Annotated in this window: 23 protein-coding genes and 1 pseudogene; 20 read left to right on the top strand and 4 right to left on the bottom strand. The window is 69.0% G+C overall.

Features of this window, described 5'->3' with window-relative positions; all coding sequences use genetic code 11:
• Positions 1 to 28: 28 nt before the first annotated feature.
• Both CGL27_RS10215 and CGL27_RS10210 read right to left on the bottom strand, forming a co-directional pair.
• On the bottom strand, positions 29 to 631 hold the full coding sequence (locus tag CGL27_RS10215) for a response regulator transcription factor (RefSeq protein ID WP_119986075.1): 603 nt from the start codon (positions 629 to 631) through the stop codon (positions 29 to 31).
• Positions 628 to 1755 (bottom strand): histidine kinase, encoded by a 1128-nt coding sequence (locus CGL27_RS10210; RefSeq protein WP_119986073.1) that lies wholly within the window; start codon positions 1753 to 1755, stop codon positions 628 to 630. Before CGL27_RS10210 ends, CGL27_RS10215 begins: the two co-directional genes overlap by 4 nt.
• 134 nt (positions 1756 to 1889) lie before the next feature.
• Here CGL27_RS10210 and CGL27_RS10205 point away from each other — a divergent pair, with 134 nt between their 5' ends.
• From CGL27_RS10205 to CGL27_RS10195, 3 genes and pseudogenes are all read left to right on the top strand, one after another.
• Positions 1890 to 2765: an ABC transporter ATP-binding protein gene (locus CGL27_RS10205; RefSeq protein WP_119986071.1), complete on the top strand. Its 876-nt coding sequence runs from the start codon at positions 1890 to 1892 to the stop codon at positions 2763 to 2765.
• Positions 2766 to 2801: 36 nt separating this feature from the next.
• A complete protein-coding gene (locus CGL27_RS10200; protein ID WP_119986069.1) occupies positions 2802 to 3521 on the top strand; it encodes an ABC transporter permease in 720 nt (239 codons plus the stop codon).
• Between the two features lie 54 nt (positions 3522 to 3575).
• Positions 3576 to 3728 (top strand): annotated as a pseudogene (locus CGL27_RS10195) (DUF4232 domain-containing protein); the annotation flags it as partial.
• Between the two features lie 376 nt (positions 3729 to 4104).
• Here the strand turns inward: CGL27_RS10195 and CGL27_RS10190 are convergent.
• Entirely contained in the window at positions 4105 to 4506 is a 402-nt protein-coding gene (locus CGL27_RS10190) for a hypothetical protein (protein WP_205587658.1), read from the bottom strand.
• A gap of 553 nt (positions 4507 to 5059) precedes the next feature.
• On the opposite strand from CGL27_RS10190, the gene CGL27_RS10185 reads away from it, so the two are divergent.
• Positions 5060 to 8041: an AfsR/SARP family transcriptional regulator gene (locus CGL27_RS10185; RefSeq protein WP_205587657.1), complete on the top strand. Its 2982-nt coding sequence runs from the start codon at positions 5060 to 5062 to the stop codon at positions 8039 to 8041.
• Positions 8042 to 8063: 22 nt separating this feature from the next.
• Here CGL27_RS10185 and CGL27_RS49940 read toward each other — a convergent pair whose 3' ends face one another.
• Complete coding sequence (locus CGL27_RS49940; RefSeq protein ID WP_159037873.1) at positions 8064 to 8201, bottom strand: hypothetical protein; 138 nt, start codon at positions 8199 to 8201, stop codon at positions 8064 to 8066.
• Positions 8202 to 8417: 216 nt separating this feature from the next.
• Here CGL27_RS49940 and CGL27_RS10180 point away from each other — a divergent pair, with 216 nt between their 5' ends.
• The 16 genes from CGL27_RS10180 (at position 8418) to CGL27_RS10100 (ending at position 26255) form a co-directional block, all read left to right on the top strand.
• A complete protein-coding gene (locus CGL27_RS10180) occupies positions 8418 to 8615 on the top strand; it encodes a hypothetical protein (protein WP_119986068.1) in 198 nt (65 codons plus the stop codon).
• A 369-nt stretch (positions 8616 to 8984) separates the two neighbouring features.
• On the top strand, positions 8985 to 9398 hold the full coding sequence (locus CGL27_RS10175) for a hypothetical protein (RefSeq protein WP_119986066.1): 414 nt from the start codon (positions 8985 to 8987) through the stop codon (positions 9396 to 9398).
• Positions 9399 to 9411: 13 nt separating this feature from the next.
• On the top strand, positions 9412 to 10125 hold the full coding sequence (locus CGL27_RS10170; protein WP_119986064.1) for a 7-carboxy-7-deazaguanine synthase QueE: 714 nt from the start codon (positions 9412 to 9414) through the stop codon (positions 10123 to 10125).
• Between the two features lie 37 nt (positions 10126 to 10162).
• Positions 10163 to 10525, top strand: coding sequence for a 6-carboxytetrahydropterin synthase (locus CGL27_RS10165; RefSeq protein WP_119986062.1), 363 nt, complete (start codon positions 10163 to 10165; stop codon positions 10523 to 10525).
• A gap of 37 nt (positions 10526 to 10562) precedes the next feature.
• On the top strand, positions 10563 to 11153 hold the full coding sequence (gene folE, locus CGL27_RS10160) for a GTP cyclohydrolase I (RefSeq protein WP_119986060.1): 591 nt from the start codon (positions 10563 to 10565) through the stop codon (positions 11151 to 11153).
• A gap of 20 nt (positions 11154 to 11173) precedes the next feature.
• The gene (locus tag CGL27_RS10155; RefSeq protein WP_119986058.1) at positions 11174 to 11365 is read left to right on the top strand and encodes a hypothetical protein; all 192 of its coding nucleotides are present in this window, start codon (positions 11174 to 11176) and stop codon (positions 11363 to 11365) included.
• Positions 11362 to 12489, top strand: coding sequence for an aspartyl/asparaginyl beta-hydroxylase domain-containing protein (locus CGL27_RS10150; protein WP_162952942.1), 1128 nt, complete (start codon positions 11362 to 11364; stop codon positions 12487 to 12489). Before CGL27_RS10155 ends, CGL27_RS10150 begins: the two co-directional genes overlap by 4 nt.
• A 134-nt stretch (positions 12490 to 12623) precedes the next feature.
• Positions 12624 to 13313 (top strand): 7-cyano-7-deazaguanine synthase, encoded by a 690-nt coding sequence (locus tag CGL27_RS10145; protein ID WP_119986054.1) that lies wholly within the window; start codon positions 12624 to 12626, stop codon positions 13311 to 13313.
• Positions 13310 to 14335 carry a 2-oxoglutarate and iron-dependent oxygenase domain-containing protein gene (locus tag CGL27_RS10140; protein ID WP_119986052.1) on the top strand — a complete coding sequence of 342 codons (1026 nt, stop codon included), beginning with the start codon at positions 13310 to 13312 and terminating at the stop codon, positions 14333 to 14335. Before CGL27_RS10145 ends, CGL27_RS10140 begins: the two co-directional genes overlap by 4 nt.
• 505 nt (positions 14336 to 14840) lie before the next feature.
• Positions 14841 to 16673 (top strand): AfsR/SARP family transcriptional regulator, encoded by a 1833-nt coding sequence (locus CGL27_RS10130; protein ID WP_119986049.1) that lies wholly within the window; start codon positions 14841 to 14843, stop codon positions 16671 to 16673.
• 181 nt (positions 16674 to 16854) lie between these two features.
• The gene (locus tag CGL27_RS10125) at positions 16855 to 18126 is read left to right on the top strand and encodes an ATP-grasp domain-containing protein (RefSeq protein ID WP_119986047.1); all 1272 of its coding nucleotides are present in this window, start codon (positions 16855 to 16857) and stop codon (positions 18124 to 18126) included.
• Between the two features lie 245 nt (positions 18127 to 18371).
• Positions 18372 to 19325 (top strand): 2,3-diaminopropionate biosynthesis protein SbnA, encoded by a 954-nt coding sequence (sbnA, locus tag CGL27_RS10120; protein WP_162952941.1) that lies wholly within the window; start codon positions 18372 to 18374, stop codon positions 19323 to 19325.
• A gap of 14 nt (positions 19326 to 19339) precedes the next feature.
• Positions 19340 to 20359 carry a 2,3-diaminopropionate biosynthesis protein SbnB gene (gene sbnB, locus CGL27_RS10115; protein WP_240450437.1) on the top strand — a complete coding sequence of 340 codons (1020 nt, stop codon included), beginning with the start codon at positions 19340 to 19342 and terminating at the stop codon, positions 20357 to 20359.
• A gap of 3 nt (positions 20360 to 20362) precedes the next feature.
• Positions 20363 to 20572, top strand: a complete 210-nt coding sequence (locus CGL27_RS10110) for an MbtH family protein (protein WP_119986043.1) — start codon at positions 20363 to 20365, stop codon at positions 20570 to 20572.
• Entirely contained in the window at positions 20569 to 21306 is a 738-nt protein-coding gene (locus CGL27_RS10105; RefSeq protein WP_119986041.1) for an alpha/beta fold hydrolase, read from the top strand. The genes CGL27_RS10110 and CGL27_RS10105 overlap by 4 nt, the downstream gene beginning before the upstream one ends.
• 14 nt (positions 21307 to 21320) lie before the next feature.
• On the top strand, positions 21321 to 26255 hold the full coding sequence (locus tag CGL27_RS10100; RefSeq protein ID WP_119986039.1) for a non-ribosomal peptide synthetase: 4935 nt from the start codon (positions 21321 to 21323) through the stop codon (positions 26253 to 26255).
• The last annotated feature ends 26 nt before the right edge of the window (positions 26256 to 26281 follow it).

The raw sequence follows: 26281 nt of genomic DNA, 5'->3' as shown, positions 1-26281 counted from the left end.
CGCCGGGTCTTCCACCCGTCGGGTGTGGTCACAGCCAGTCGTGTTCGCGGGCGTACCGCGCCGCTTCGTGCCGGGTCTGGGTCTGGGTCTTCCGCATCGCATTGGACAGGTAGTTGCGGACGGTGCCCTCGGCGAGGTGGAGCTGACCGGCGATGTCGGCGGCGGAGTAGCCGTCGGCCGTGGCGCGCAGGACGTCGATCTCGCGGTCAGTGAGGGGGCAGTCGTCGATGAGGGCGAGCGCGGAGACGTCCGGGTCGATCCAGCGCCGTCCCTCGTGCAGGGTCGCGATGACGGACGCGATGTGCGCCGGTTCAGCGGACTTGCTGACGAATCCCTGGACACCGAGCTTCAGTGCCCGGCGCAGTACCCCGGGCCGGGCGTGCCTGGTCAGCATGAGGATCACCTGGTCCGGCTGGACGCTGCGGATCGCCGCGACGGCGCTGAGCCCGTCGACGCCGGGCATCTCCAGGTCGATGACGAGCACGTCGGGCCGGTACCGCAGAGTGGCGCGGACGGCGTCCTCGCCGTCCTCGGCTTCGGCGCGCACAGCGATGTCGCCCTCGAGCGGTAGCAGCGCCGCGAGCGCCTTGCGCAAGAGTGCCTCGTCGTCGGCGAGTACGATGGTGGTCATCGGGCCTCCTGTGCCTCGGGACCAGGTGACGGGAAGTCGGCGGCGGTCAGGAAATGCCCGTTCTTCTGGTCCACCGTGAGCTTTCCCCCGTTGTCGACCACGCGTTGTTCGAGAACGGCGAGACCGCTGAGTTCTGAGAGCGGCTTGTCTGGTACGCCGTCGTTGACGATGCTGATGCCTGACTCGGACAACGCGATCCTGACCTCCCTGGCCTGGGCGTGCCGCAGGATGTTGGTCGTTGTCTCGCGCAGGACCTGGCCGAGCAGCTCGCCCACGCGACTGTCCGTGCACGCAACGCGGCGGATGTGTACCTTGATGCCAGCGGCCTCGAACAGGTTCTTCGCATTCTCCAGCTCAGCGGGGAGGTTGAGTCGACGCTGTGCGTAGACGAGCTCCTTGGTCTGGGTGATGGTGTCGCTGACGAGCGAGTAGATCTCGCGCAGCTCCTGCCCCGCCCGGCCGGGGTCGCGGTGCACCAGCTTCTGTGCAAGGGCGACCTTGAGCTTCACCACGTGCAGGGTGTGACCCTGAATGTCGTGCAGGTCGCTGGCGAACCGCATACGCTCACGCACCACGGCCAGCTCCGCCTCATGCCGACGCGACTCCTCCAATTCGTGGACGACGTCGTAGAACCGCTTGTTGGGGAACATCAGCCCCGTCACGATGGCGGTGACGCCCGCGGGGACGATGACATACCTGATCAGCACGTCACGCGGGTCGTCATCCGTCATCAGGAACCGTGTCGCGCCCACGACGGCGACGTAGGCGACCAGGGTGACGGCGGCTGCGCCACGATGGCGGCGCAGCCGCGGCACGACCAACGGGCCCACGATGGACAGACCGAAGATCGCCTTCCCACTCCCGGCCACCAGCACACCGAAGAGCCAGACGCCCGCGGTGAGGACCAGGCACGGCACGGCGACCCGGGCCAGGCTGCCTGCCGCCCAGGATACGAAGGCCACCAGTGCCGCGACCACACCCAGGCCCAGGACCACAGCGTCCGACCAGGACTCGGCGTCCAGCGCCACCAGGAGCACCCCACCGACAGCGACCACCGGGAGCAGCGTGATCAGGTTGAGCCGGCGCAGCCGTCCTTGTGTCGTCGCCTCGGTAATTTCAGACATCGTTCAGCCAGTATCCGTGCGGAGCTTCCGGTACACCAGTGACACCGTGTCATGCGTGCCTGGCAGGAATGTCATGGCGCGGACGTGATGCGAAGCCACTACCGGGAGCGCGTCACGGCCGGTGGAATCGAGGTATGTCCACAGTCATCGAGGTCACGAAGCTCAACGTCCGCTATGGCGATTTCCATGCCGTGAAGGACCTGTCGTTCCAAGTGCGGCGTGGCGAGTTCTACGCACTGCTCGGCACGAACGGCGCAGGCAAGACCTCGGCCCTCGAGGTCATCGAGGGACACCGGCCAGCCGAGTCGGGCACCGTCCGCGTCTTGGGGCAAAGCCCGCGCGACCGTGCTGCCGTGCGCTCGCGGATGGGCATCATGCTGCAGGAGAGCGGCTTCTCTCCGGATCTCACGGTGAAGGAGTCGGTCCAGCTGATCGGCACGCTGACCCGGCGGCACGACGACGTCGACCGCGTTCTGGGCGTCGTGGGTCTGACCCGCAAGGCGGGCACGAAGGTGTCGCAACTCTCCGGCGGCGAGAAACGCCGTCTGGACTTCGCCACCGCCGTGTACGGCGGGCCCGAGCTGGTCATCTTGGACGAGCCGACGACCGGCCTGGATATCCAGTCCCGCGACGCGCTCTGGGCTGCCGTGGACAGGCTGCGCGACGAGGGATCCACGGTCGTGCTCACCACTCACTACCTGGAGGAGGCGCAGCAACGGGCCGATCGCATCGGGCTCATGCACCAGGGGACCTTCCACCGTGAGGGGACCGTCGTGGAGCTGACGCAGACCCTGCCGTCGGTGATCACCTTCGCCCTCCCGGCCGGCGGTCCCGAGCCGCCAACGGGAGCTGTGCCCGTGGACGGGGCCTTCCGCGTGGAGACCTTCAGCCTGCAGGAGGACCTCTACCGCCTGCTGGGCTGGGCTCACGACGCCGGGGTGGACTTCCGGGAACTGCAGGCCGGTCCGACCCGCCTCGACGATGTCTTCCGCGCCATCACCGGCGGCTGAACCCGCCAACGCTTCGCCACGAAGGGACCCAACCCCATGTTCGCGATCGCTCGCAGTGAGCTGATCCAGATCTTCCGGAACCGGCTGGTTCTGGTCACGGGTCTTATCGTGCCGGTCGCCGTCAGTGCGTTCTTCGTCTACCAGCACGAGATCTTCGCGGATCTGGCCGGCCTCGGCTACATCGCGGCGATCGTGATGTTCACCGTGATGGCATTCGGGCTCTACACCACGGCCGTGACCACGCTGGCCTCGCGTCGGCAGAACCTCTTCCTCAAACGGCTGCGCTCCACCGCCGTGGGCGGCGTCGACATCCTCACAGGGCTGCTCTTGCCGGTCACGGTCATCGCGCTGGTCCAGGTGGTCGCGATCCTGATCGTGCTGGGCGCGGTCGCCACCGAACCGTCCCAGATCCCGCTCCTCGCGGCCGCCGTCCTGGCCACGCTGACCATGATGGTCGGCCTGGCACTCGCCACGGCGGGACTCACGAACTCGCCGGAGCACGCTCAGGTGACCACGCTACCCGTCAGCCTGTCGGTGATCGCGGTCGCCAGTTGGGTAGGCCTCACCGGCACCGAAAAACTCGCCCTGCTCAAGCGGCTGCTTCCCGGCGGCGCGGCCACCGAACTGGTCGTCAATGCCTGGGAGGGCAACGTACCCGTCGCGGACTCCCTGATCTTGCTGGTCCCCACACTGAGCTGGGTCGTCGTCGCCGTCGGGCTAGCCTCCCGCCTCTTTCGTTGGGAACCACGCCGATGAGCCCGGCGACGAGACCGTCACCTGCGGGGGTGCCAACACCAAGGCGTCCCGACCCCCGTGAACCACCTGCTGCTCACGGTCGCCAAAACCGGCAGCGCCACCTGCCGCCTCTCCGGCTGCTCGGCCGCCCGCTTCGGCGAGGCTCAGTCGGTGCCGCCGGTCATCGAGGGCTCGAAGCCGCAGGCCGTTGTCACGCTCGCCCCGGGTGGGTGGGGCTGCTCGCCGATGCGGAGGGCTGGCCTTGCGGGCCTCGATGATGTCGTCGCCAACGTTGCGCACCGAGCGGAGGCCGAAGCGTACGTCGTCGCTGAGGGCAGGGGAGCCGGTCCGCGTACTGGACCTGACTCCCTGAACCGCAGCAGCGGACACTTTCGCGGCCCGCCGGATGAGTATGTAGACGAGTTTCAGGAACGTTTGTCGTTCAGCATCTCGATCGGGTTGGCCTGGCCACCGGGTCCGGGGCATGGAATGTGCATCGGCCGAGCTCACGCATCGCACGGGCCAGGCGCCACCGCCGCGACTGACGGTCAATGCGGCTCGGGCTCGTGACGGCCTGGGCAGCCCGGAATCGCCCGGGTACGCCTCAGCCCGCTGCTTCCTCGCCCACCGGATGCTCCACATCAGAGGAAGCTGCCGCGGTGGAAGGCGCCTCAGTCGCCGTGCGCGGGGTGCGTCCCTGCGGCGAGAGTAGGGCGGCCATGGTGGCCAGGGCGATCAGGGCCGCACAGCCTGCCAGGGCCAGGCCGGTGCCCACGGCGGCGGCGACGGGTCCGGCGACAAGCAGCCCGAGCGGGGCGAAGGCCAGGGAGCCGAACCAGACGTAAGAACTGATGCGGGACAGCGCCCGCTCCGGGATCTCCCGCTGGATGGTGGTGACCCACAGCACGCCGAAGACATCGCTCCCGATCCCGGTGCCGAACATGGCTGCGGCGAGCCATACCGCCTGAAGGCGGGGTGCTGGCGGCGGGCCGGTTGCCGAGGGCATGTCCGCGACACGAGTTCGCCTGCGGAGGATTAAGTTGATGTGTCATCTGAAGGGAGTTAAGGTGATGTCCTGGCTGACCGGACCTCCGCCGAGTTGAGCGGGATCGGACCCAAGAGGAGGGCACATGGCGGTCGAAATGAGCGACGTGCCCGAAGCAAAGCGTTACGAGGCCCGCGGACGTCGCTGTGGTTCAAGTCTGCGCTGTGCCGATCTTCCTAGGCTGCGGAAGCAGTGCAAACCCGGGCGGTTGTAGGCCCGACGTACTTGAAAGACGAGAGATCCGTGAACCAGGAAATTTCGGCCGTGTAGCCGTCATCACGGGTGCCGGTGCCGGCCTCGTGGGGCCGCTGTTGCGCACAGGTTCGCACCGACGGGTGCACCGGGGTGCTCGTGGTCGCGTGAGGCGGCTGTGCGGGAGCCCCGGCGCGCCGCCCGCCAAACGGTCTGGGGATATCCGTGACCGATCATCGAAACTTTCGTCTCAGATGCACATGTATCTGACTGTGGCAGGAATGGCGTTGGCCAACTGCTGCGGATGAGAAGCCAGGTCGGCATGAGTTCGGCCGCCCAATTGCGCGAGCCGGACCAGGCCTGGCGGGTACCACAGAAATGGGTGTACATGGCAGCTTCGGCAGAGTACGACGGCAGCGGCGTGACAGCGGCTCCCTTCCGGGTGCTCGGGCCGCTTGAGGTGAGCGGCGAGCTGGGGGCCGTGTACGTGGCACCGGGGCGGCAGGAGATCGTCCTCGGGGCTCTGGTGCTCGAATTGAACCGGGTGGTGGAGACCACCTATCTGGTGGATGTCATCTGGGATCACGATCCGCCGAAGACCGCACGCACCCAGGTGCAGATCTGCGTCTCCCGGCTCCGCAAGGCGCTGGCGGACGGGGGAGTCGACGCCACCATCGAGACCCGCGCTCACGGGTATGTCCTGAGGGCGCCGGAGGATGCGACCGACCTGGGCAACTTCCGTCGCCTGGTAGCTGAGGCGCATGCCCTGGCCCGGGATGGTCTGAAGGTGCATGCGGTGGACGCGCTTCGCCCGGCGATAGGCCTGTGGCGGGGCCGGTGCCTGGCCGGTGTGCCCAGCGAAGTCCTGGCCGGTACGGCAGCGCAGTTGGACGAGAGCCGCCTGGAAGCGGTGGAGACCTGCGTGCGGCTGGAGCTGGAGCTGGGCCGTCACGAGCACCTGGTCGGCGAGTTGCAGCAGCTTGTCGCCAGCCATCCGCTGCGCGAGCGGCTGCGGGGGCACCTCATGGTGGCGCTGTACCGCTCGGGCCGGCAGGCGGAGGCGATGGACGCCTACCACCAGGGCCGCGCGATGCTCAGCGAAGAACTGGGCCTGGACCCGGGAAGGGAACTACGCGATCTGGCGCAGGCGATCCTGACCGACGACGCCGACCTGGCACTGGCCGAACCGGCCGAACCACGTTCGCTGGTGGCGACGCCGCTCTCTGAGGCGGTGCAAGAGCGTGGTGCCGATCCCAACCCGGTCGTAACCCCAAGGCAACTTCCCGCCGACATCGGCGACTTCGTAGCCGACGACGTGATTGTTTCAGCGGTCTGCGACGCCGTCACCGAGGGACGGGAAAAGGGGCAACTGAACGTGGTCCTGGTGCTTGGCGGACCTGGTGTCGGGAAAAGCACGTTGGCCAGGCACGTGGCGCACCGACTCGCAACCGAGTACTTCCCGGACGGACAGCTCTACTGCGACCTCCGAGGGCCGGACGGACAACCGGTGCTCCCCGCCCAGGCGTTGGGGCGGTTTCTCCGAGCGCTGGGTGTACCGGGCCAGGCCATACCCGATGCGCTTGACGAGCGCGCGGAGATGTACCGCAGTGTGCTGGCCGATCGCCGGATCCTGGTTTTGCTGGACGACGCGGTGAGCGAGTCGCAGGTGATGCCGCTGCTGCCCGGAACCGGCAGCAGCGGCGTGCTGGTCACCAGCCGCGGCCAGCTCACGGCGCTGCCGGGCACCCGTCGGTTCGACTTGGAGCCGCTGAGCCCGGAACAGGCCGTCCAGCTCCTGGGGCGGATCATTGGAGAGCGTCGTGTGGAGAGCGAGCGGGAGGCGGCGCGGGCCCTCATACGCTTGGTGGGCGGGCTGCCCCTCGCGCTGCGTATCATCGGTGCGCGCCTGGCCGCGCGTCCGCACTGGTCACTGATCTCCATGTGGCACCGGCTTGAGAACGAGCACCGCCGGTTGGACGAGCTGGCATACGGCGAGCTGTCGATCCGGGCAAGTCTTTCACTCAGCTACGACGGCCTGGCGGCGGCCGACCGTCGCCTGTTATGCCTGATCAGCCTGGCCGAGGGGACGGAGATTCCGAGCTGGCTGGGTGCCGCCCTTATCGACGACCGCACGCCGAACCCTGCTGACCTGCTGGAACCGCTGATCGACAGGCGGCTCCTGGACATCACCGCCATGGACCAGGGCGGGGAGTTCCGATGCGGACTGTCGCAGATGGTACGGACGTTCGCGCACGAACGGCTGCCCGCGGAGATTCCCGAGGCAGAACGCACCGGAGCGGTGCGGCGTATGGTCGGTGGCTGGATGGCGCTCGCGGAGAGGGCACACAAGGAGATCTACGGCGGTGCGTACACCATCGTGACGGGCCGGGCCGAACGGTGGTATCCGCCGGAGGACTATGTCCGGCGGTGCCTCCGCGACCCGCTCGGGTGGCTGGAGAGCGAGCAGACCAACCTGTTGAACGCGGTCGAGTTGGCGGCCCGGTCCGGGCTGGACGAGGTGTGCTGGGAGCTGGCCACGACTCTGGTGACGCTCTTCGAGGCCCGTGGCTATCCCGAGCTCTGGGAGCGCACCCATCAGGTAGCGCTGACCGCGGTACAGGAGGCCGGCAACGAACGGGGCCAGGCGGCGGTTCTCGGCTCGTTGGGGACCCTGCACCTGCACCGGGGCGAGCATGAGGCAGCAGGCTCTTACCTCAGCGCCGCTTTGGAGATCTTCGAGCGGATCGGGGAGCTGAGAGGTCAAGCACTGTGCCTGCGTGACCTGGCGCGCATCGAGCGGCACCATGGTGACGACGATCGGGCGCTGGCCCTTTACGAGAGCGCCGAGCGAAACTTCGTGCGGGCGCAGGACGTCATCGGCCGGGCGCATGTGCTTGGCGAGATGGCACACATCACGATGCGGCGAGCGGACTTCGCGCGAACCCGTTCGTATCTCGACGAGGCTCTCGGGATCTGCCGGTCAGCCGGCTTCGACCGGGGCCAAGCCCTCGCACTGCGGCGGTTGGGCCAAATGCTGATGTATCAGCAGCAGTACGAGGCGGCGGAACGTACCCTGCTTGAGGTCCTGGCCATGGTCGGAGCGAGCGGCGACCTGGTCGGAGCAGGGTATGTGCTGCACGACCTCGGCCGGGTCAATGCCCACCTGCGTCGCGTGGGACAGGCGGTCGAGTACTACTCGCAATCGGCCAGGATTCGGGAGCGGATCCTGGACCACAGCGGGGTCGCTGCCGTGCGGGCTGACATCGTTGCCATCCTGGGCAGGCCTAGGACGTCGGTCGGCTGATACCAGGAGGCATGCTGGTCCATCACGTCCACGGCGTGTTGCCGGGTGTTTCGTCGGCCGGCGTCACGGCGACCGGGCCCTGCTCCACGCCGTGCTGATTTCCCACGGCGCCCAGCACGACCACGGCCCCCGCGGCAGCCGGCAACTTCTTGATGGCCATCTCAGTTCTCCTCCCTTCGCAATCCGTCCGGGCGTTGCTGAAACCAGCGTGAACCAGGTGCCCATCGCGGCCGCATGCTCGCGCTACCACCGCCTTATCCCGGACCCGTCCCGCCGTGGATGCGCCGTGATGCCGGGCCGATAGGGCGACACCGGAGATTGGGTCTTGCACAACCTCGGCGCCCCTTCGGGGGACGGCCCCCAAGGAGTGGTCCGAATGACCGTAGTGACCCGGGACGCGGTGACGCCCGCCGCGTTCGGCGTCCCGGAAACCGAATCGCAGCGCGGCACAAAGACCCCCGCGACAGCAGCGGTAGACCTTGTCAGGGAGTTCCCGCGGAAGAGGAAGGAACTGGTGCATGCGCACCAGGGCCTCTCCTTGACCGTGACTCAGGGGAAGGTGCACGGCCGATGACGATGGACGCGGAGTTCTGCTCCCGGGTGGCCGAGCGGTTCGGCGGCTACTTCAGCGATGCGCGGAGCACCGACGCATTCCCCGACGGCCGCCCGGACGCCGTCTTCGATGTACTGGTGACCGCACTGGGAGCACCGCGGGCCCGACTGCTGGATGTCGGCTGCGCCGACGGGCGTAGTTTGTTGCGCGGCTCTCCTGCGTACGGCGCCGTGACCGGGACAGATCTGTCGGCGTCGATGCTGGAATGCGCCGCGCGGTATCGAGCGGAGGCAGGCAGGGCCGGCGCACGTCACGTTCGAGCTGTGCGATGCCGCCCATACGGGGCTGCCCGATGGGTCCGCCGATGTGGTCACTTCCCGCCGCGGTCCGTTGATCACCCGAGAGTTCGAGCGGGTGCTCCGCCCCGGCGGTGCCGTGGTGTACATGGGAATCGGGGAGCAGGACGGGCGCGAGTTGAAGGAAACGTTCGGTCGCGGCCAGGACTTCGACAGATGGAACGGCAGGCCATTGTCGGAGGAGATCGCTCAAGAACTGTCCGACGCAGGCTTCGTGGTGACAAGAAACCAGGCGTTCCGGTTCGAGGAGTTCTACCACTCGCCGGGCGATCTGGACACTTTTCTGCACCAAGTGCCAATCATCGACAACTACGATTCGGCGGCGGACAAGGAGGCATTCGATCGATATGTCGCCGCCGCGACCGTCGATCAGGGCGTCCGGCTGAGTCGGCATTGGTTCATCGTGCAGGCGCAGAAGCCGACGGCCGTCGAGCCGTCCCACTCATAGGAAACGGTGCGCCATGGAGCAGGATCTCGTAGTCAACGAAATCTTCGGTCCGACTGTCCAGGGCGAGGGCCGGTCACTGGGACGCAGATGCGCGTTCCTGCGACTCGGCGGGTGCAACCTGTCGTGCTCGTGGTGCGATACGCCGTACACGTGGGACTGGACCGGCGCCGGTGAGAGCGGGGTCGCCCACGATCCGCGCAAGGAGCTGCACCGCCGCCCGGTCGGAGATGTCGTCGCAGAGTTGCTCGCATTCGACACCGAGCTGATCGTGATTTCCGGTGGTGAGCCCCTGGGCCAGCAAGAGCGACTGATTCCTCTGGTGGCAGCACTGACCGGACGCGGTAAAGAGATCGAGATCGAGACCAACGGGACGCACGCCGCGCACCCCGAACTCATCGCCGCCGGCGTCAGGTTCAATGTCTCGCCGAAGCTGTCGCACTCGGGCGACGCCCTGCGGCGCAGGATTGTCCCTGAAGCACTCACCAGTCTCTCGGCACTGCCGGGAAGCACGTTCAAGTTCGTCTGCCAGAACACCCGCGATCTCGAAGAAGTGGCCCAGCTGGTTGCCGCCTTCGACCTGTCCTCGGTATGGATCATGCCGATCGGGCGTTCTGCCGACGATGTCACAAAACACATGACCGAGTTGGCCGACGCTGTGGTGGAGCGCGGCTGGAACCTGACGACCAGACTTCACACCTTGTTGTGGGACGACAAACGCGGCGTGTGAGCAACGGCACACGCAAAGGAGAAGGGAACTCGGATCGATGACATTTCGAATCACGAAGAAATTTGACTTCTCGGCCAGTCATCGACTTACCGGCCTTGCTCCTGAGCATCAGTGTGCCCGAATGCACGGGCACAACTATGTGATCGAGTTGGAGCTTGCAGCCGATGATGCAGATCTGTTGCCTGTGGGCTTCGTTCGAGACTACGGAGACTTGTCCGCATTCAAGGCCTGGCTGGACAACCATCTTGATCATCGGCATCTGAACGATGTGATGGATGAAAATCCGACGGCTGAGAATATGGCAGCCTGGGTCTACAAGACATGGTCGATGGAGTTTCCCGAGTTGACCTGCGTGCGTGTCTCGGAAACTCCCAAGACTTGGGCCGAGTACCGGCCGTGAGGTCAGTGACTCCGAAGCCCAGACGAAAGGTGACCGTATGTCGGTGACAGAATTGGACCTCGATGGCGACTCGTCAGCGTCGAGGACGACCGAGGACCCACTGGTCGGGCTCGCCCGCCAACTGTTGGAGGAGATCGGCGAGGACCCGAATCGCGACGGACTGCGCGACACACCTGCGCGGTTCGCTCGCTGGTGGCGAGAGTTCATCAACTACGACCCGGGTTCGCTGGGCACTCTTTTCGAGTCCATTGGCACGAGCCAGCTCGTAGTCGTCTCAGACATTCAGGTCTGGTCCCTGTGCGAGCATCACCTCCTGCCGTTCAACTGCTCCGTGACGATCGCCTACCGCCCGGCGGGGCAACTGCTCGGCCTGTCGAAGTTTGCCAGGGTCGCCCATCAGTACGCGCACAAGCTGCAGGTCCAGGAGCGCCTCGTGGACCAGATCGCGCTCGAGATCAGCACCCTGAGCGGCACCCCGGACGTCGCGGTCATAGCGAAGGGCGAGCACCTTTGCATGTCGATGCGCGGCATCAAGGCTGCCGCGCAGATGACATCGACCGCATATCGCGGGGAGTTCGGCACGGACTCCGGGCTCCGGGGCGAGCTGTTCGACTTGCTCCGGGTGTAACGAGCCATCCGACTCCGGAAGTGGAGGCAGCGAGCGACTACTCCGCCGCCGCGTCCGGCGCGGCGCTCGGGACGGGCGCGATGCTGGTCGTCTTCCTCGGCGCCGCGACGGTCGCCGGCCTGTGCTTCCCGCCGGTCGGTGCGTTGTCGCTCGGATCGCGCGGTCGCGCGGTTGCTGGATCACCGGTCGCGGGACATCCTCCGCCGCGGTGATCGCCTCCGCACTGTGCCCACCTGCATTCGTCTTGCTCACCGTGTCGGCGATCGTGACAGCTATTGGCGTATTTGGGCCGGAGAGCTACGAACAGAGACCGTTCCACATGCGAATCCGGTCCGGTCGACATGAAAGGACAACGATGAACGACAATGACTCTTTGACGCCCGCGGAAGCTGTTCGCCTGCTCCCCGCGCTGGACGCCGAACGGCTGGTGGCCGACCTCATGACGGCGCGCAACCACCTGTGGGACCAACAGCGCGTGTACCGAGACGGGGTTGTGGTCAGGCAAGCCGAGGAGGACTGGCGCTGCCTCGCGGTGCGCAGCCCCGGTGGTGACAAGACACGTACCGACCCGGGCGGCCCCGGTGGTGCGGAGTTCGCCGATACCGAGTGGCTGGCCCACATGCCGTATGTGCGGGAGATCCTGCGTTCGATTCCCGGACCCCTCTTCGCGGCCCGATTCATGGATCTTGGACCCGACACCGTCGGATACCCCCATCGCGACTTCAAGTTCGCCCCGGACTGGGGTATGGCCCGGCTGCACATCCCGGTCATCACCCACGAGAAGGCCTCGCTGGTGCTTGACGGAGTGACCTATCGCTGGCAGCCCGGTGAGTTCTGGTTCGGTGACTTCAGCCGCATGCACCAGATCGAGAACCTTGGTCCCGAGCATCGGGTGCATCTTGTCGTGGACGTACTCGTCACACCGGAGCTTGCACACCTGTTCCCGGCTGACTGGGCCGACTACTTCAACGGCCCGGATGTGCTCTACAACCGGTCGGCGGTGGCCTTGGCCGACAGCGAGCGGGAAGCAGCTCCGTGTTCGTTCGACGCGCCGGCGCACCTGCTGGAGGTGGAGGAGTTCGCGTCGCTCACCGGCCCGCAGCCGCAGGCCACCTTCCACGTCGTCGACACCGGCACGGGTCTCGCCATCCGATCTCCCCGGGACCACCTGTTCCCGCTGGTGGCACTCGGAGGACACGAGTACCGCTTGGTCGGGTGGAGCGAGGAGCGAACCGTGGCCATGCGGCTGGACGGTCCGCGGCCCGAGGTCGAGCTGACCTACCGCCGAGGCCGGCGAGCGACCCGGCTGGTCGTCCCGGCCACGCCGACGGCATGACCAGCACCGTGCAGCAACCGCTGTGCACGGCGGCGTCGAACCGCGCGTCCGCCACCGTGTTCGTGCACGGTACAGCGCTGCCCTGATCCCCAGGTACTGATTCCCATCCATTGCCATCCGCCGGAAGGCGACGCATGCCCAAAACTGTCGCAATCGTGTCCGGCGGCCTGGACTCGGTCACCATGGCCTACCACCTCCAGGCCCAAGGACACACACTCCGACTGCTGTCCGTGAACTACGGACAACGCCACCTCGTCGAGCATGAGTTCGCCGCGAAGGCAGCTCGAACGCTCGGGGTACCGCACGACGTCGTCGATCTCAGCCCGGTCGGCAAGCTCATGCACGGCTCCTCGCTCACCGACCCGGCCGTCGACGTGCCGGATCAGAAGAGGGAGTCGCTCGGCGAGAGCCCGAACGTCGTGCCCAACCGCAATGCCCTGCTGCTGTCAATCGCCTTCGCGGTCGCTGTCGCCGAGAAGGCGGAAGCGGTGGCCATCGGGGTGATCGACGACGCGCAGGCCGCGCCCGACAGCAATACCGCGTTTCTCGACTCCTTCCTCGCCATGGAGAAGATCGCGACCCGCGGATACGCGCACCCCGAGCTGACCTTGACGGCGCCGCTGGCCAAGCTGCGCAAGAGCGGTGTGGTGTCGCTCGGAAAGGAACTCGGCGTCCCCTGGACCGAGACCTGGACCTGCATGCGGGGCGGCGCGCTGCACTGCGGACGGTGCGCTTCCTGCTGGGACCGGCAGGTAGCGTTCCGGGACGCCGGCGTGACCGACCCGACGACCTACCAGACCAGCCATGCGAAGGAGCTGCCATGACCGACCCCTTTCCGGTGCTCGACCTCCGTGACGCCGCCGGTTCGGAAGAAACCCGGGCAGCGTTCCTGAACCGGTTGCGCAAGGCCATCCACGAGGTCGGCTTCTTCCAGCTCGTCGGCCACGATGTCGAGGACGCCGACGATATGCTCGAGCTGGCCCGCCGGTTCTTCGCCCTGCCCGAGGCCGATCGGCTCGCGCTGAACATCCTCGACTCGCCGCTGTTCCGCGGCTACTCCGAACTCGGCCGCGAACACACCAAAGGTATCCCCGACCAGCGCCGGCAACTGGACATCGGGCCGGAGCAGCCCGCGAGGACGTCCGCGCCCGGCGATCCCGCCTACCGGTGCCTGATCGGCCCGAACGAGTGGCCCGAGGCGATGCCCGAGCTGCGCCCGGCCATCGAGTCATGGATCGCCCGGCTGACCGATCTGTCACATCAACTGCTACGGCTGATGCTCGAGTCGCTCGACGCCCCCGCCGGGTTCCTGGACGATGTGGTCGATCCGGATCCGCAGATCCACCTCAAACTCCTGCACTACCCCGGTCCCACGCAGACGAGCGAGAATGCCGGCTCCGACCAGGGGACCGGCATCCACAACGACCTCGGGCTGCTCACCCTGCTCGTCCAGGACGGCAATGGCGGCCTCCAGGTCGCGGTCGAGGACGACCAGTTCGCCGATGTGCCGGTGATCCCGGGGGCGTTCGTGGTCAACCTGGGAGAGCTGCTGGAGGTGGCGACGAGGGGCTACGTGCGTGCCACCCTCCACCGGGTGGTCCGGCCCGCCCCGGGCGTCAACCGCTATTCCATTCCCTTCTTCTACAACCCTCGGCTGGACGCCACGATGCAGCCACTGCCCAGCCCATATGTTGAGGGCGCCGGCGGAGTCATCGACGTCGCCGACAACCCGCTGTTCGCACTGTATGGCGACAACGTCATGAAAGGGCTCATCCGTTCCTTCCCTGACATCGTGGCCCGGCACCACCCGACCCTGGCCGCGGCAGCCGGGTCTGCGAACTCCTGACCGGGAGCCGCACACCCGAGCAGGTCGCCGGGCCGGCCGATTCAGCCGGGTCGGAGTGATGAAGTGCGACGATAGGGCGCGGCTCGTGCCGACTGAGGCGATGAGCGCTGTGCAGGCCGAGGCCGGCCGGCTCATCGCCGAGCACGGAAGCCCCCGTGACCTTGTTCTGGACCAGATCACCGCTGGCAAGGTCACGCCGAGGGGATTGTTCGTTTGCCGGATTACTCACCCGGAAGAGGCGCCCACGAAGCGCCCCGACCTTGGTCGGATCCGAGGTACGCGCCATCCACGCGGTTACGGACGACGCGGGTCGGCAGCGTTCCACGAGCGAGGCGGGCCGGCAGTCGCCGGGGACGACCGTCCGGGCGGACGGCGTCGCCGGCCGGGGTGACGCCGGGAAGGACTCGGTGGCCCGGTTGGCACAGGAGTGTGCGAGGAGCCGGCAGTTGCCAGCCGAGGAACTCCTCTGACGGGGACCGAACGAACGTGAGGCAGGGCGAATTTCATGAGAGTCAACCTTCTCGGGCCGCTCCAGGCCTACGGGGACGATCACCGCGTCGACCTGGCGCCGGCCGCCCAGAAGGTACGTCAGACACTGGCACTGCTCGTGCTGAACGCGGGCCGGGTGGTGCGCTTCGAGCAACTCATGGACGAGCTGTGGGATGCCGACCCGCCGGCCAGCGCGCACACCGCCCTGCAGACGTATGTGTACCAGCTCAGGAAGCGGTTCTCCCTCGGCAACCCGAGGAGGGGCGGCGCGGTGCGGGCGGCCGGGCCGCTGCTGGGCACGGTCGACGGCGGCTACCAGCTGTCGCTGCCCGCCGACCACGTGGACGTCTTCCGGTGCGAGCCGCTGCTCGCCCGTGCCCGTGCGGAATTCCGTGACGAGGACTTCGCCCGGGCCCGTGACACGGCCGCCGCGGCGCTGCAGCTGTGGCGGGACGATGCCCTGGTGGACGTGCGCAAGGGGCCCGCGCTGCAGGCCGAGGCGGTCCGCCTGAAGGAGTTGCGTACCAGCGCGCACCACCTGCGGATCGAATCCGACCTGCACCTCGGCCGGCACCACGAGGTGCTCGGCGAACTCACCTCGTTGGCCGGGCGGGAACCCACGAACGAGTGGGCCCAGCGCAATTTGATGACGGCTCTCTACCGCATGGACCGGCGAGCGGAGGCGCTCCAGGTCTACCAGCGGGCACGCGAGCGGATCGCCACCGAACTGGGTCTCGACCCTTCGCCCGAACTCCAGGCCTTGCACACGGCCGTGCTCACGTCGGACGAGGCGGTGCTGCGTCCCGCCGGGCGGCTTACGGCCGTGACCGCCGCCACCCGGGCGCCCTGCCATCTGCCCGCCCCGCGCGAGCGTCTGACCGGACGCGCCGGCCAGCTGGCGCGCATCACCGCGGTGCTGGCCGGCCGGGCGCGGGAGGACCGGCCGCTCGTGGTCGTGGGGGGCGCTCCCGGCACGGGGAAGAGCGAACTGTGCCTGCACGCCGCGCATCGGGTGAGCGGTCACTACCCGGACGGACGGCTCTACGCGCGTCTGCGTGACGGCGCCGGCCGGCGGGTGCGGCCCGCCGAGATCCTCCGCTCGTTCCTGCGTGGACTCGGCGCGACGGAGGACCAGTTGCGACTGGGCACGACCGACCTGAGCCTGCTGTTCCGTAGCTGGACTGCCGACCTGCGCGTTCTGGTGGTGCTCGACGACGTGTGTGACGTACGGGACTTGACGCCGTTGCTGCCGTCCGGCGCCGACTGCGGCGTGGTGATCGGCAGCCGACGGCGGCTGTTCGTGTCCTCGTCGGCGGTCCACGTCGAACTGGCCGGACTGCCCTTCGACGACTGTTTGCACTTGCTGGCATCCTCCGTGCCGAGCCACCGGACCACCATGGACCCGGAGGGGCTGCGACGGCTGGCTGGGTTGTGCCGGGGGCTGCCGGGCGCGCTCTTCGCGGTCGCTTCGCAGTTGCGCCGCCGCCCGCACTGGACGGCCCGGCAGGCCATTGCCTGGGTCCTCGCAGCCGAGGGCGCCGACGGCGATCCGCTGGGCGTGCGGGCCGGATTCGACCGGACGCTCGCGACGCTGCCCGCCGAGTCGCGGTCCCTGGCGTACGCGCTGTTGTCTCCCGGCGTCCCCGATCGGCTCACGCCGACGCTTGCCGCCGTGGCCCTGGGGATCGACGACCAGCGGGCCGAGGATCTGCTGGAGGAACTGGCTGAGAGCTACCTGCTGCGCGCGCGCCACCCGTGCGTGAACGGCCGGTTCTCCTACGAGTGGGAGCCTGGGGTAGGCCCGCTCGCGGCGCGGCAGAGCAACGCGCCGGTCATGTGCTCAGCCTGACGGTCACTGCTCCAGGACGACTTTGCCCGTCGTGCCGCGCGTCACCGGCGCGTGGTGCGCGGACCTACGCCACCGGTGTGTTCCGCGGCTCCGTGATCGCCGGGGTGATCTCACGCAGGACCGTACCGGCCGGCCCGACTTGCCCGAACCCGACCAAGCAACCGACCCTTGGAGATCCGTCATGCCACAGCGCCCGAAACTCGTCCTCGTCGGTCAGTTGTCCGTGTACCCCTGGGTGTTCGAAGCAGCCGAGCGTGCCGGTATCGACCTGATCCTCGTCCCCAGGGGGGACGACTCGGCGGAGTCCGCCGGGCGGGCCGACGCGGTGGTCGAACTGCTGCCACTGGACATCGACGAAAACCCGGAAGGCGCGCTGTCCGCGCTCACCGACCGCTACCGGCGGGAGCCCTTCGACGGAATCATGGCGGGCAACGAGAGGGTCGTGCCGTTCGTGGCGCGCGCCGCTCGGGAGCTGGGCCTCACGGGCCTGACCGAGGAGGCGGCGGCCGTGGTGCGCGACAAGCGCAGCATGCGCCATCACCTGCTGGAGGCAGGTCTGGGCGTGCCCGGCTTCGTGGCCATCGAGGATCCGGACGGCTGGACCGACGCGCTGACCTTGCGGTTCCCCGTCGTGGTCAAGCCGGCGAACGGCCACTCCAGCCTCGGTGTGATCCGTGTGGATGACAAGGACAGCCTTGAGCAGGCCGTGGCCCGCGCCTGGAAGCTCATCGAAACCCACCACCTTGGGGCATCCGACGGATCGACCCCGGAAACTGGTGTGTTGGTCGAGGAGTACCTGGACGGGCCGGAGGTCTCCGCCGAATCCCTCGTGTACCACGGGCAGGTACGGGTCTGTGGCATCAGCTGGAAGGGGGAACTGGCGGGACCCTACTTCGAGGAGACCACGTTGCGGGCCCCCGCCCAGCTGCCCACCGAGATACTCACCGCGATCGAGGCGGAGGTGATCGGCGCCCACCACGCCTTCGGCATCACGGAAGGCACCACGCACACCGAAGTGCGGCTGGTCGGCGGGGTGCGGCCGGTGCTGCTGGAGATGGGCGCGCGCATCGGCGGCGGGGGCTTCATGCACCACCTCGTCCACCTCAGCAGCGGGATCGACCTGGCCGCCGAGGCGCTGCGCATCCACCTCGGCCGGGAACCGCTCTGCTGGCGTGAGGAGCCGGAACCGGTCGCCCACGTGGCGGCCTATCAGGTGCCGGTCGGCAGCGGCGGACGGATGAAGCAGATACGCGGCTTGGACTCGGTGCGTAACGACCCGCGGGTGGACTACGTGGTGCAGGCCGTGAGCCCCGGCACACTGCTGCCCCCCTACCCGGACCATTCCGGATACCCGGTCATGGTGATCTCCCGTCACGAGTCGGATGCCGAGGCCGAGGCGTACCGTGCCCACCTCGCCCGGACGCTGTACGTCGAGTACGAAGAGCAGGGTTGAGCACGCGCCATGGCGCGGCTGTCCGCCCAGCTCCGCCGAGTGACGCCGAGGGGCTGTGCAACCGTCCGTCGTGGACGGTTGCACAGCCCCTCTCCTTTCCCCCTTCTTCCTCCAAGCGTTTGTCGCACCGCACTTGAGTCGCGGTTGAGCCGTCTCTACCGATCCCGTGCCACACTCGGCCCATGCTCCACAGGCGTGCTGATCAATCTCTGATCGAACGGGTAAGGCAAATTCGCAGGGGCCTCATGGGAACCCCGCTGATTCCCCTGGCGGACGAGCAGTGTGACATCGTCGCCAAGCTGGAATTCTGCAATCCCACGGGAAGTAGCAAAGATCGTTCGGCGCTGTGGATTCTGGAACAGGCGATCGGTCGTGGGGAGATAGTGCACGGCACCACGGTGGTCGAGTCGTCGTCCGGCAACTTCGCGCTGGCCCTGGCTTTCTACTGCCGGATGCTCGGCATCTCGTTCGTCCCGGTCATCGATCCGAACTGCAACGAGGCCACCGAAGCCCAACTCCGGCTGCTGTGCGACCGGGTGGATAAAGTTTCCGTCCGTGATGTGACGGGCAGCTACCTGGAGAATCGGCTGTCCCGGGTGCGGGAACTGCTGGTTGAACTCGACTGGGCCTATTGGCCCAACCAGTACGCCAATCCAGATGCCCGCGACGCGCATTACCTCTTCACCGCAGGCGAGTTGATCGCGCAGGCCGGCCCGCTCGACTATCTCTTCGTCGGCGTGGGCACGGGCGGTACGATCGCCGGGCTCTCCCAGCGGATCAAGGAAGAGTATCCGGACTGCGTGGTCGTCGCCGTCGACGCCGAAGGCTCGGTGATCTTCGGAGGTCCGCCGAAGAAGCGGCGGATCCCCGGCATCGGCTCCAGCATTGTGCCGCCGCTGTGCGGTCAGGCGCTGATCGACCAGGTCGAGATCGTCTCCGAGGCGCGCGCTGTCGAGGCCTGCGGCGCCCTGGCCGCCAAGTACGCCTTGTATGCGGGCGGTTCGACCGGCAGCGCCTATGCCGCCGTCCAGGACTACTTCGCTCGTTACCGTCCCGGTGCGCACCGTCCCCGGGTCGCCTTCATCGCCGCCGACCGCGGCCATGCCTACGCCCAGACCGTCTACGACCCCATGTGGGTCCAGCAACTGCGGGCGGAAACGGTACAGCCCCCCGGCGTCGAAGCCCTGGCTGTCAACTGAAGGAGAACCACCCCGTGTCCACCCTGGCCCCGCCGCCCATGACCGTGATCGGCGCGGGCGACATCGCCGCCGAGACGGATCGTCACCGTCCGGAGCTCGTCGAGGTCGTCCGTGCCGCCTACCTCGCGCACGACGCCGGACAGAGCTCGAACCCGCACAGCTCGTTCCTGCGTTTCCCCCACCAGAGCCGGTCGCGTATCATCTCCCTGCCCGCCTATCTGGGCGGCGAGTTCGAGGTCGCCGGCAACAAGTGGATCGCCAGCTTCCCGGACAACACGCAGCGGGGAATCCCCCGCGCCTCGGCCACACTGATCCTCAACGACTGCGTCACCGGCTATCCGTTCGCCTGTATGGAGTCCTCCATCGTCTCGGCGACGCGGACCGCGGCCTCTGCGGTACTGGGCGCGCAGACGCTGCTCGGCGCGCGCCGTGCCCGCCGAGTCGGCATCGTGGGCACGGGTCTGATCGCCCAGCACGTATGGATGTTCCTGCGAGATCTCGACTGGGAGATCGACGGCTTCCGGCTCTTCGACCTCGACCCGGCGGCGGCGCGCCGCTTCGGCGGCGTCGTGGCCGAGCACACCGAGGCCGAGATCGTGGTCGCCGACACGGTGGAGGACGCGTTCACCGACTGCGACCTGGTGGTGCTGACCACGGTGGCCGGCGAACCGCACCTGCACGACCCCGCGCTGCTGGCCCACAACCCGGTGGTCCTGCACCTGTCCCTGCGCGACCTCGCCCCCGAGATGATCCTCGCCGCCCAGAACTTCACCGACGACGTCGACCACGCCGTACGCGAGCGCACCTCGCTGCACCTGACCGAACAGCGCACCGGCAACCAGGACTTCGTCGACGGCACCCTCGGCGACCTGCTGCGCGGGCGGTTGCACCGGCAGCACGGACGCCCGGCGATCTTCTCGCCGTTCGGACTCGGCGTACTCGACCTCGCCGTCGGCAAGTGGGTGCACGACCGAGTCGTCGCCGCGGGCCGGGGCCACCGCGAGAGGGACTTCTTCACCGGGGTGGGGGTCTGACGCATGAGCGCCTCACCCGCCCTGCGCCCCGCCGGGGACCGGTACGTCGTCGTGGTGAACCACGAGGAGCAGTACTCGGTCTGGTTCGCCGACCGTGCCCTGCCCGCCGGCTGGACCGCCACCGGCGCGCAGGGCACCCGCCAGGAGTGCCTGGACCACATCGAGCAGGTGTGGACCGACCTGACCCCGCGCTCCGTACGAGCCTCACGATGACGGCCGGTGGCCTCGCACCGGCCTGGCTGCGCGGGCTCGGCAGCCGTGAACTCACCTCGCGGTGGCGCCTGTTCGTGTTCCCGCACGCCGGGGCAGGCGCCTCCGCCTACCGGCTGGCGGCGTACCTGCCGGACACCGTCGAAGTCTGCACGGTCCAGTTGCCCGGCCGGGAGAACCGGTTCGCCGAACCGGCCCTGACGTCCCTGGACGACGCCGTGACCGCGCTCGCCCCGCTCGTCGCGGACCATACGGACCTGCCGTACGCCTTCTTCGGGCACAGCATGGGCTCCCTGATCGCCTTCGAGACGGCCCGGCGGCTGCGTGCACTCGGCACGCGCCTGCCCGACCGCCTGTTCCTGTCGGGCATGCGCGCCCCCGGCCTGCCGGACCGCGACCCGCGGCACACGCTGCCGGACGACAAGCTGCTCGCCACATCCGAATTCGACGGTGTTGATGCCGAGTTGCGGGAGCTGCTGCTGCCGCTGCTGCGCGCGGACCTGACGCTGTGCGAGACGTACACGCACCGGGCCGAGGCACCCCTGCCCTGTGCCTTGACCGTTCTGGCCGGCTCGGACGACGACAGCGTCGACAGGACGGAGCTCGCCGGCTGGCGCGAGCACACCTCGGCCGACTTCGCACTGCATCTGGTCCCGGGCGCCCCCCACCTCTATGTGCGCGGCGCGGAACGACAGCTGGCAGAGACGATCACGCGTACCTTCCCCGCACGGGGCTGAGAAGGGATTCGTTCATGGCGCCGACCACCCTGGTCGCACTGTGGGAGCAGCAGGCGGCCGCGACACCCGACGCGGTCGCCGTCGTCGCGGGAGCACACCGCGCCACCTACGCCGACGTGGACCGCCGGGCCACGGTACTCGCCGCCGAGCTGCAGGCGCGCGGCATCGGACCGGAGAACCTGGTCGGCGTCTGTCTCGGCCGCTCGGTCGAGATGGTCGTGGCCCTGCTCGGCGTCCTGAAGTCGGGCGCCGCGTACCTTCCTCTCGACCCGAGCTACCCGGCCGACCGGCTGCGGCACATGACCACCGACTCGCGGGCCGGGCTGTGGCTGTGCGACGTGCACCACCGCGCGCAGGCCCTGGCGTCCGGCGCGGCCGACGTCCTGCTGGTCGAGGACCTCCCCGCGGAACCTGCCGCCCCGGTGGCCCCGGTGGTACACCCACACCACCTGGCTTACGTCATCTACACCTCCGGTTCGACCGGCCTGCCCAAGGGCGTGGCCGTCGACCACGCGGCGGTCGCCTCGTTCCTGCGAAGTGTGGCCGAACGACCCGGCCTCGGGGCGGACGACCGGGTCCTCGCGCTGACCCCGCTGTCGTTCGACATCTCGGCACTGGAGCTGTTCCTGCCGCTGATCCGGGGAGCGACGGTGGTGATGGCCCCGCCCGCCGCCAACACCGACCCCGAGCTGCTGGCCGCCACCATCGCCGAGGGGGGTGTAAGCGTTGTCCAGGCGACCCCCACCACCTGGCGGATTCTGTTGGCGTCCGGCTGGACGGACGGGCACGGCCGGGTACTGCTGTCGGGCGGTGAGCCGCTCGATCCGCAGCTCGCCCGCGACCTGCTCGCCACCGGCGGCACCCTGTGGAACCTGTACGGGCCGACCGAGGCGACGGTGTGGGCCACCGCCGCCCGCGTCGACGCCGTGGCCGACCGGGTCACGGTCGGCACGGCCCTGTCCAACACCCGGCTGCATGTCGTCGACGAGACCGGGCGGGAGGCCGGCCCAGGAGTCACCGGCGAGCTGTGGATCGGCGGCGCGGGCGTAGCGCGCGGCTACCTCACCCGGCCCGCGCTGACCGCCGACCGGTTCGTGCCCGATCCGTTCGGGGACGCCTCCGGGCGCCTGTACCGGACCGGCGACCTCGCCCGGTGGTCCGCCGACGGCACCCTGGAGGTGCTGGGGCGCGACGACCACCAGGTCAAGGTGCGCGGCTTCCGCATCGAGCTCGGCGAGATCGAGGCCTGTATACGCAGCCACCCCCTCGTCACGGACGCGGTGGTGGTCGTCGACCGCGAGGCAGCCGGTGGCGACCAGTTGGTGGCGTACCTCGTGCCCGCGCCCGACGCGCGGAACGTATCCGAGGACCTGCCCCGCCAGGTCCGTGACCACCTCGCGCAGCGGCTGCCCGCCCACATGGTGGCCCAGGGCTACGCGGTGCTCGACGCCCTGCCCCGCACCTCCGCGGGCAAGGCCGACCGCGGCGCCGTGCGGCGGATCCCGCACAGCCCGGTCCGGGCGAGCGGGCCGATGCCCGACGACGCACCGCTGCCGCCGCACACCGCGGCGGTGCGCCGCGTGTGGGCCGAGGTCCTCGGGCTCGACGACGTGTCCCCGTACGACGACTTCTTCGGCCTGGGCGGCCAGTCTCTCACCGCGGTACGGGCCGTGGCCCGGCTGCGTACGGAGCTCGGCGTGCCGGTCGACGCCCAGTCGGTCTTCGCGCATCCGACACCCGCCACGCTCGCCGCCGCCCTGGACGGCGTGGCGCCCTCGGACGACGAGCCGATCCCCGCGGCCGGGACCGCCGAACTCTCCTTCGGCCAGGAACGGATCTGGTTCTTCGAGCAGCTGAACGACGCGGTGCCCGCCTACCACCTGCCGGTCGCCCTGGGCCTGCCCGGCGGGCGCGTCGACCTGGCGCTGCTGGAGGATTGCCTGTCCGCGCTGGTGCACCGGCACCCGGCGCTGCGCACCGCCCTGGTCGCCGTCGACGGCCGGGTCCGCCCCGAACTGCGCGAGGCGACCTCGGTGCCGCTGCGCTGCACCGAGGTCGCCGAGGAGGACCTGGACGCGCTGGTGACCGAGCGGATCCGCGTCCCCTTCGCCCTCGACCGCCCACCGCTGCTGCGCGCGGACGTGCTGCGCACCCCGAGCCGTGACATCGCCTTGCTGACGATCCATCACATAGCGAGCGACGGCGCGTCGGTGGACCTGATGGTGCGGGAATTGGGCGAGCTCTACACGGAGCTCGCCGCCGGCCGCCGCCCCGCCCCGGCACCGCTGCCCGTGACGTACGCCGACTACGCGGCCTGGCAGCGCGATCGACTCATCGGCGCCGAGCTGGAGCGGCTGCTCGACCACTGGCGCACCCGGCTGTCCGGCGTGCCCGTCCTGGAGCTGCCGACCAGCCGACCCCGGCCGGCCGTCGCGAGCCACCGCGGCCGCCGCGAACTGCTTCGCATCCCTGCCGACTTGGCGCACCGGCTGCGCACGCTGTGCCGAGCCGAGGGCGTCACCCTGTTCATGGGCCTGCTGGCCCCTTTGCAGGTGCTGCTCGGCCGGTACGCCGACGAGAGCGATGTCGCCATCGGCACCTTGGCAGGCGGCCGGCCGCGCCCCGAACTGGACGATGTGGTCGGCTACTTCGTGAACACCGTCGTCCTGCGCACCGACCTGTCCGGCGGCCCGACCTGGCGTGAGCTGCTGGGCCGCGTCCGCGAGGTCGCGCGGCAGGCGTACGAGCACCAGGAGCTGCCCTTCGAGAAGCTGGTGGCGCAGCTGAGCCCGGAGCGCGACCTGAGCCGCAACCCGCTCTTCCAGGTGCTGCTCGCTCTGCACGAGGAGCCGAGGGCCGGTCACCTCACCGAGCTGTATGACCGCAAGGAGCTGGAGGGACGGCTTGGCACCGCCCGCTTCGACCTCGCCCTCGACGTGACGGACCACGCCGCCGGGGCCGGTGACCTCAGCATCTCCGTCGAGTACGCCACCGACCTGTTCGACGCGGACTTCGTCCGGGGCCTCGGCCGGCACTTCCTGCGGGTGATCGAGCAGATGGTGTCCGACGCCACGGCCCGACTGTCCGAGCTGGAGATCGTCTCGGCCGATGAGCTGCGCGCCCTCTCCGTCGGGAACCGGGCCGAGCCGCTGCCCGAGCCGACCACTCTGGTCCGCCTGTGGGACCGCCAGGTGCGGACCACCCCGGACGCGATCTGCGTCGTGGGCGACGGCCGGTCGCTGACGTTCGCCGAGACCGACGCGCGGGCCTCGGCCCTGGCCCGGGAGCTGCGGGCCGGGGGCGTGCGCCCCGAAAGCCTGGTCGGCGTCTGCCTGGAACGCTCGGTGGAACTGGTGGTCGCTCTGCTGGGAGTGGAGAAGGCGGGCGGCGCCTACGTCCCGCTCGACCCCGGCTACCCGCCGGAGCGGCTGCGGTACCTGCTGGCCGACTCGGGCGTACGTCTGGTCGTCGCGGACCCGGGGCACCCCACCTCCGCCCTGTTCGGCGACGGCGTGCGGCTCGTGGCGGTGGACCAGGAACCCGGGGCGGACCCCGGGCCGGCCGAGGAGGCACAACCGCACCACCTCGCCTACGTGATCTACACGTCCGGCTCGACCGGCAACCCCAAGGGCGTCGCGATCACCCACGCCAACATCACCGGGTTCCTGGAGTGGAACCAGCGGCTGTGCCGGCTCACCGGGAGGGACCGGGCCCTGCTCAACCACTCGGTGGCGTTCGACAACTCGGTCTGGGAGATCTTCCAGTGCCTGGTGTCCGGCGCCGAACTGCACCTGGCGAGCCCCACCGCCGCCTACGACCCCGAGGAGTTCCTGAGAGAGGTCGCCCAGCGCGGCATCACCACGCTCAACGCGACGCCCTCGCAGATGCGGATCCTGCTGGAGTCCGGTACGGATCCAGCTTCCCGACTCGCCTCCGTACGCCTGGTGTTCACCGGCGCCGAGGCCGTGCCGCACGATGTGGCCCGCCGCATCCTGTCCTCCACCGCGCCGGGATGCCAGGTCTTCAACGAGTACGGGCCCACCGAAGCGACCATCACCTCGGCATTCTGCCCGATCACCGAGGAGCTGCTCGACCGGCACGGCCACCGCCCGAGCGTCCCGTTCGGCCGGGCGACCGACAACGCACACCTCTACGTGCTGGACCCGCGGCTGCGCCCGGTCGCCCCGGGCTGTCGCGGCGAGCTGTACGTCGGCGGCAGCGCCGTCGGCCGCGGCTATCTCGGCAGGCCGGCCCGCACGGCCGGGGCGTACCTGCCCGACCCCTACGCCGCGGAGCCCGGCGCTCGTATGTACGCCACGGGCGATGTGGTCCGGCTGTTGCCCGACGGAAATCTGGTCTTCCTCGGCCGCAACGACCACCAGGTCAAGGTGCGCGGTTTCCGCATCGAGCTCGGCGAGATCGAGTCCGCGCTCCAGAGCCACCCGGCCTGCGCCGACTGCGTGGTGGCCGTGCGCCGCACCAGCACCGGTGCGGACCAGCTGGCGGCCTACCTGATCCCCGAGCACCCCGACCGACCCTCCCCGGACCCGGCGGAACTGCGCGCCCACTTGGCGGGCCAACTGCCGCTGTACATGCTGCCGCAGAGCTACACCGTGATCGAGGAGATCCCACTCACCCCGAACGGCAAGGTCGACCGGGACGCACTGCCCGACCCACGCCCGGTACCCGCCCCGGCCCCCGCCACCCGCTGGGCCGTCACCGAGCAGCAACTCCTCGTCGCCGACGTGTGGCGGGAGTGCCTGGGCGTCGAGGAGGACTTCGGGCCACAGGACGATTTCTTCGACGCCGGCGGCACCTCGTTGACCATCACCACGGTCGCGGGCCGGCTCAGCGAGCGACTTGGGCGCCGGGTCTCGCCGGTCCTGGTCTTCAGGAACCCCACCGTCGAGGGCCTCGCCGAGGCGCTTGGGGAGGACTCACAGCGATGAGCAGCCCGCCCGGAGAAGCGCCCCCG

The sequence above is a fragment of the Streptomyces sp. 11-1-2 genome (assembly GCF_003595545.1).
GTDB lineage: Bacteria > Actinomycetota > Actinomycetes > Streptomycetales > Streptomycetaceae > Streptomyces > Streptomyces hygroscopicus_B.
The sequence above is the reverse complement of the archived record's forward strand: the minus strand, read 5'-3'. Positions and strand labels throughout refer to the sequence as shown.

Bases quoted from the DNA above. Each gene is read 5' to 3' on its own strand.
- CGL27_RS10215 (WP_119986075.1), bottom strand. From the start codon at position 631: ATGACCACCATCGTACTCGCCGACGACGAGGCACTCTTGCGCAAGGCG.
- CGL27_RS10210 (WP_119986073.1), bottom strand. From the start codon at position 1,755: ATGTCTGAAATTACCGAGGCGACGACACAAGGACGGCTGCGCCGGCTC.
- CGL27_RS10205 (WP_119986071.1), top strand. From the start codon at position 1,890: ATGTCCACAGTCATCGAGGTCACGAAGCTCAACGTCCGCTATGGCGAT.
- CGL27_RS10200 (WP_119986069.1), top strand. From the start codon at position 2,802: ATGTTCGCGATCGCTCGCAGTGAGCTGATCCAGATCTTCCGGAACCGG.
- CGL27_RS10190 (WP_205587658.1), bottom strand. From the start codon at position 4,506: ATGCCCTCGGCAACCGGCCCGCCGCCAGCACCCCGCCTTCAGGCGGTA.
- CGL27_RS10185 (WP_205587657.1), top strand. From the start codon at position 5,060: ATGAGTTCGGCCGCCCAATTGCGCGAGCCGGACCAGGCCTGGCGGGTA.
- CGL27_RS49940 (WP_159037873.1), bottom strand. From the start codon at position 8,201: ATGGCCATCAAGAAGTTGCCGGCTGCCGCGGGGGCCGTGGTCGTGCTG.
- CGL27_RS10180 (WP_119986068.1), top strand. From the start codon at position 8,418: ATGACCGTAGTGACCCGGGACGCGGTGACGCCCGCCGCGTTCGGCGTC.
- CGL27_RS10170 (WP_119986064.1), top strand. From the start codon at position 9,412: ATGGAGCAGGATCTCGTAGTCAACGAAATCTTCGGTCCGACTGTCCAG.
- CGL27_RS10165 (WP_119986062.1), top strand. From the start codon at position 10,163: ATGACATTTCGAATCACGAAGAAATTTGACTTCTCGGCCAGTCATCGA.
- folE (WP_119986060.1), top strand. From the start codon at position 10,563: ATGTCGGTGACAGAATTGGACCTCGATGGCGACTCGTCAGCGTCGAGG.
- CGL27_RS10145 (WP_119986054.1), top strand. From the start codon at position 12,624: ATGCCCAAAACTGTCGCAATCGTGTCCGGCGGCCTGGACTCGGTCACC.
- CGL27_RS10140 (WP_119986052.1), top strand. From the start codon at position 13,310: ATGACCGACCCCTTTCCGGTGCTCGACCTCCGTGACGCCGCCGGTTCG.
- CGL27_RS10130 (WP_119986049.1), top strand. From the start codon at position 14,841: ATGAGAGTCAACCTTCTCGGGCCGCTCCAGGCCTACGGGGACGATCAC.
- CGL27_RS10125 (WP_119986047.1), top strand. From the start codon at position 16,855: ATGCCACAGCGCCCGAAACTCGTCCTCGTCGGTCAGTTGTCCGTGTAC.
- sbnA (WP_162952941.1), top strand. From the start codon at position 18,372: ATGGGAACCCCGCTGATTCCCCTGGCGGACGAGCAGTGTGACATCGTC.
- CGL27_RS10110 (WP_119986043.1), top strand. From the start codon at position 20,363: ATGAGCGCCTCACCCGCCCTGCGCCCCGCCGGGGACCGGTACGTCGTC.
- CGL27_RS10105 (WP_119986041.1), top strand. From the start codon at position 20,569: ATGACGGCCGGTGGCCTCGCACCGGCCTGGCTGCGCGGGCTCGGCAGC.
- CGL27_RS10100 (WP_119986039.1), top strand. From the start codon at position 21,321: ATGGCGCCGACCACCCTGGTCGCACTGTGGGAGCAGCAGGCGGCCGCG.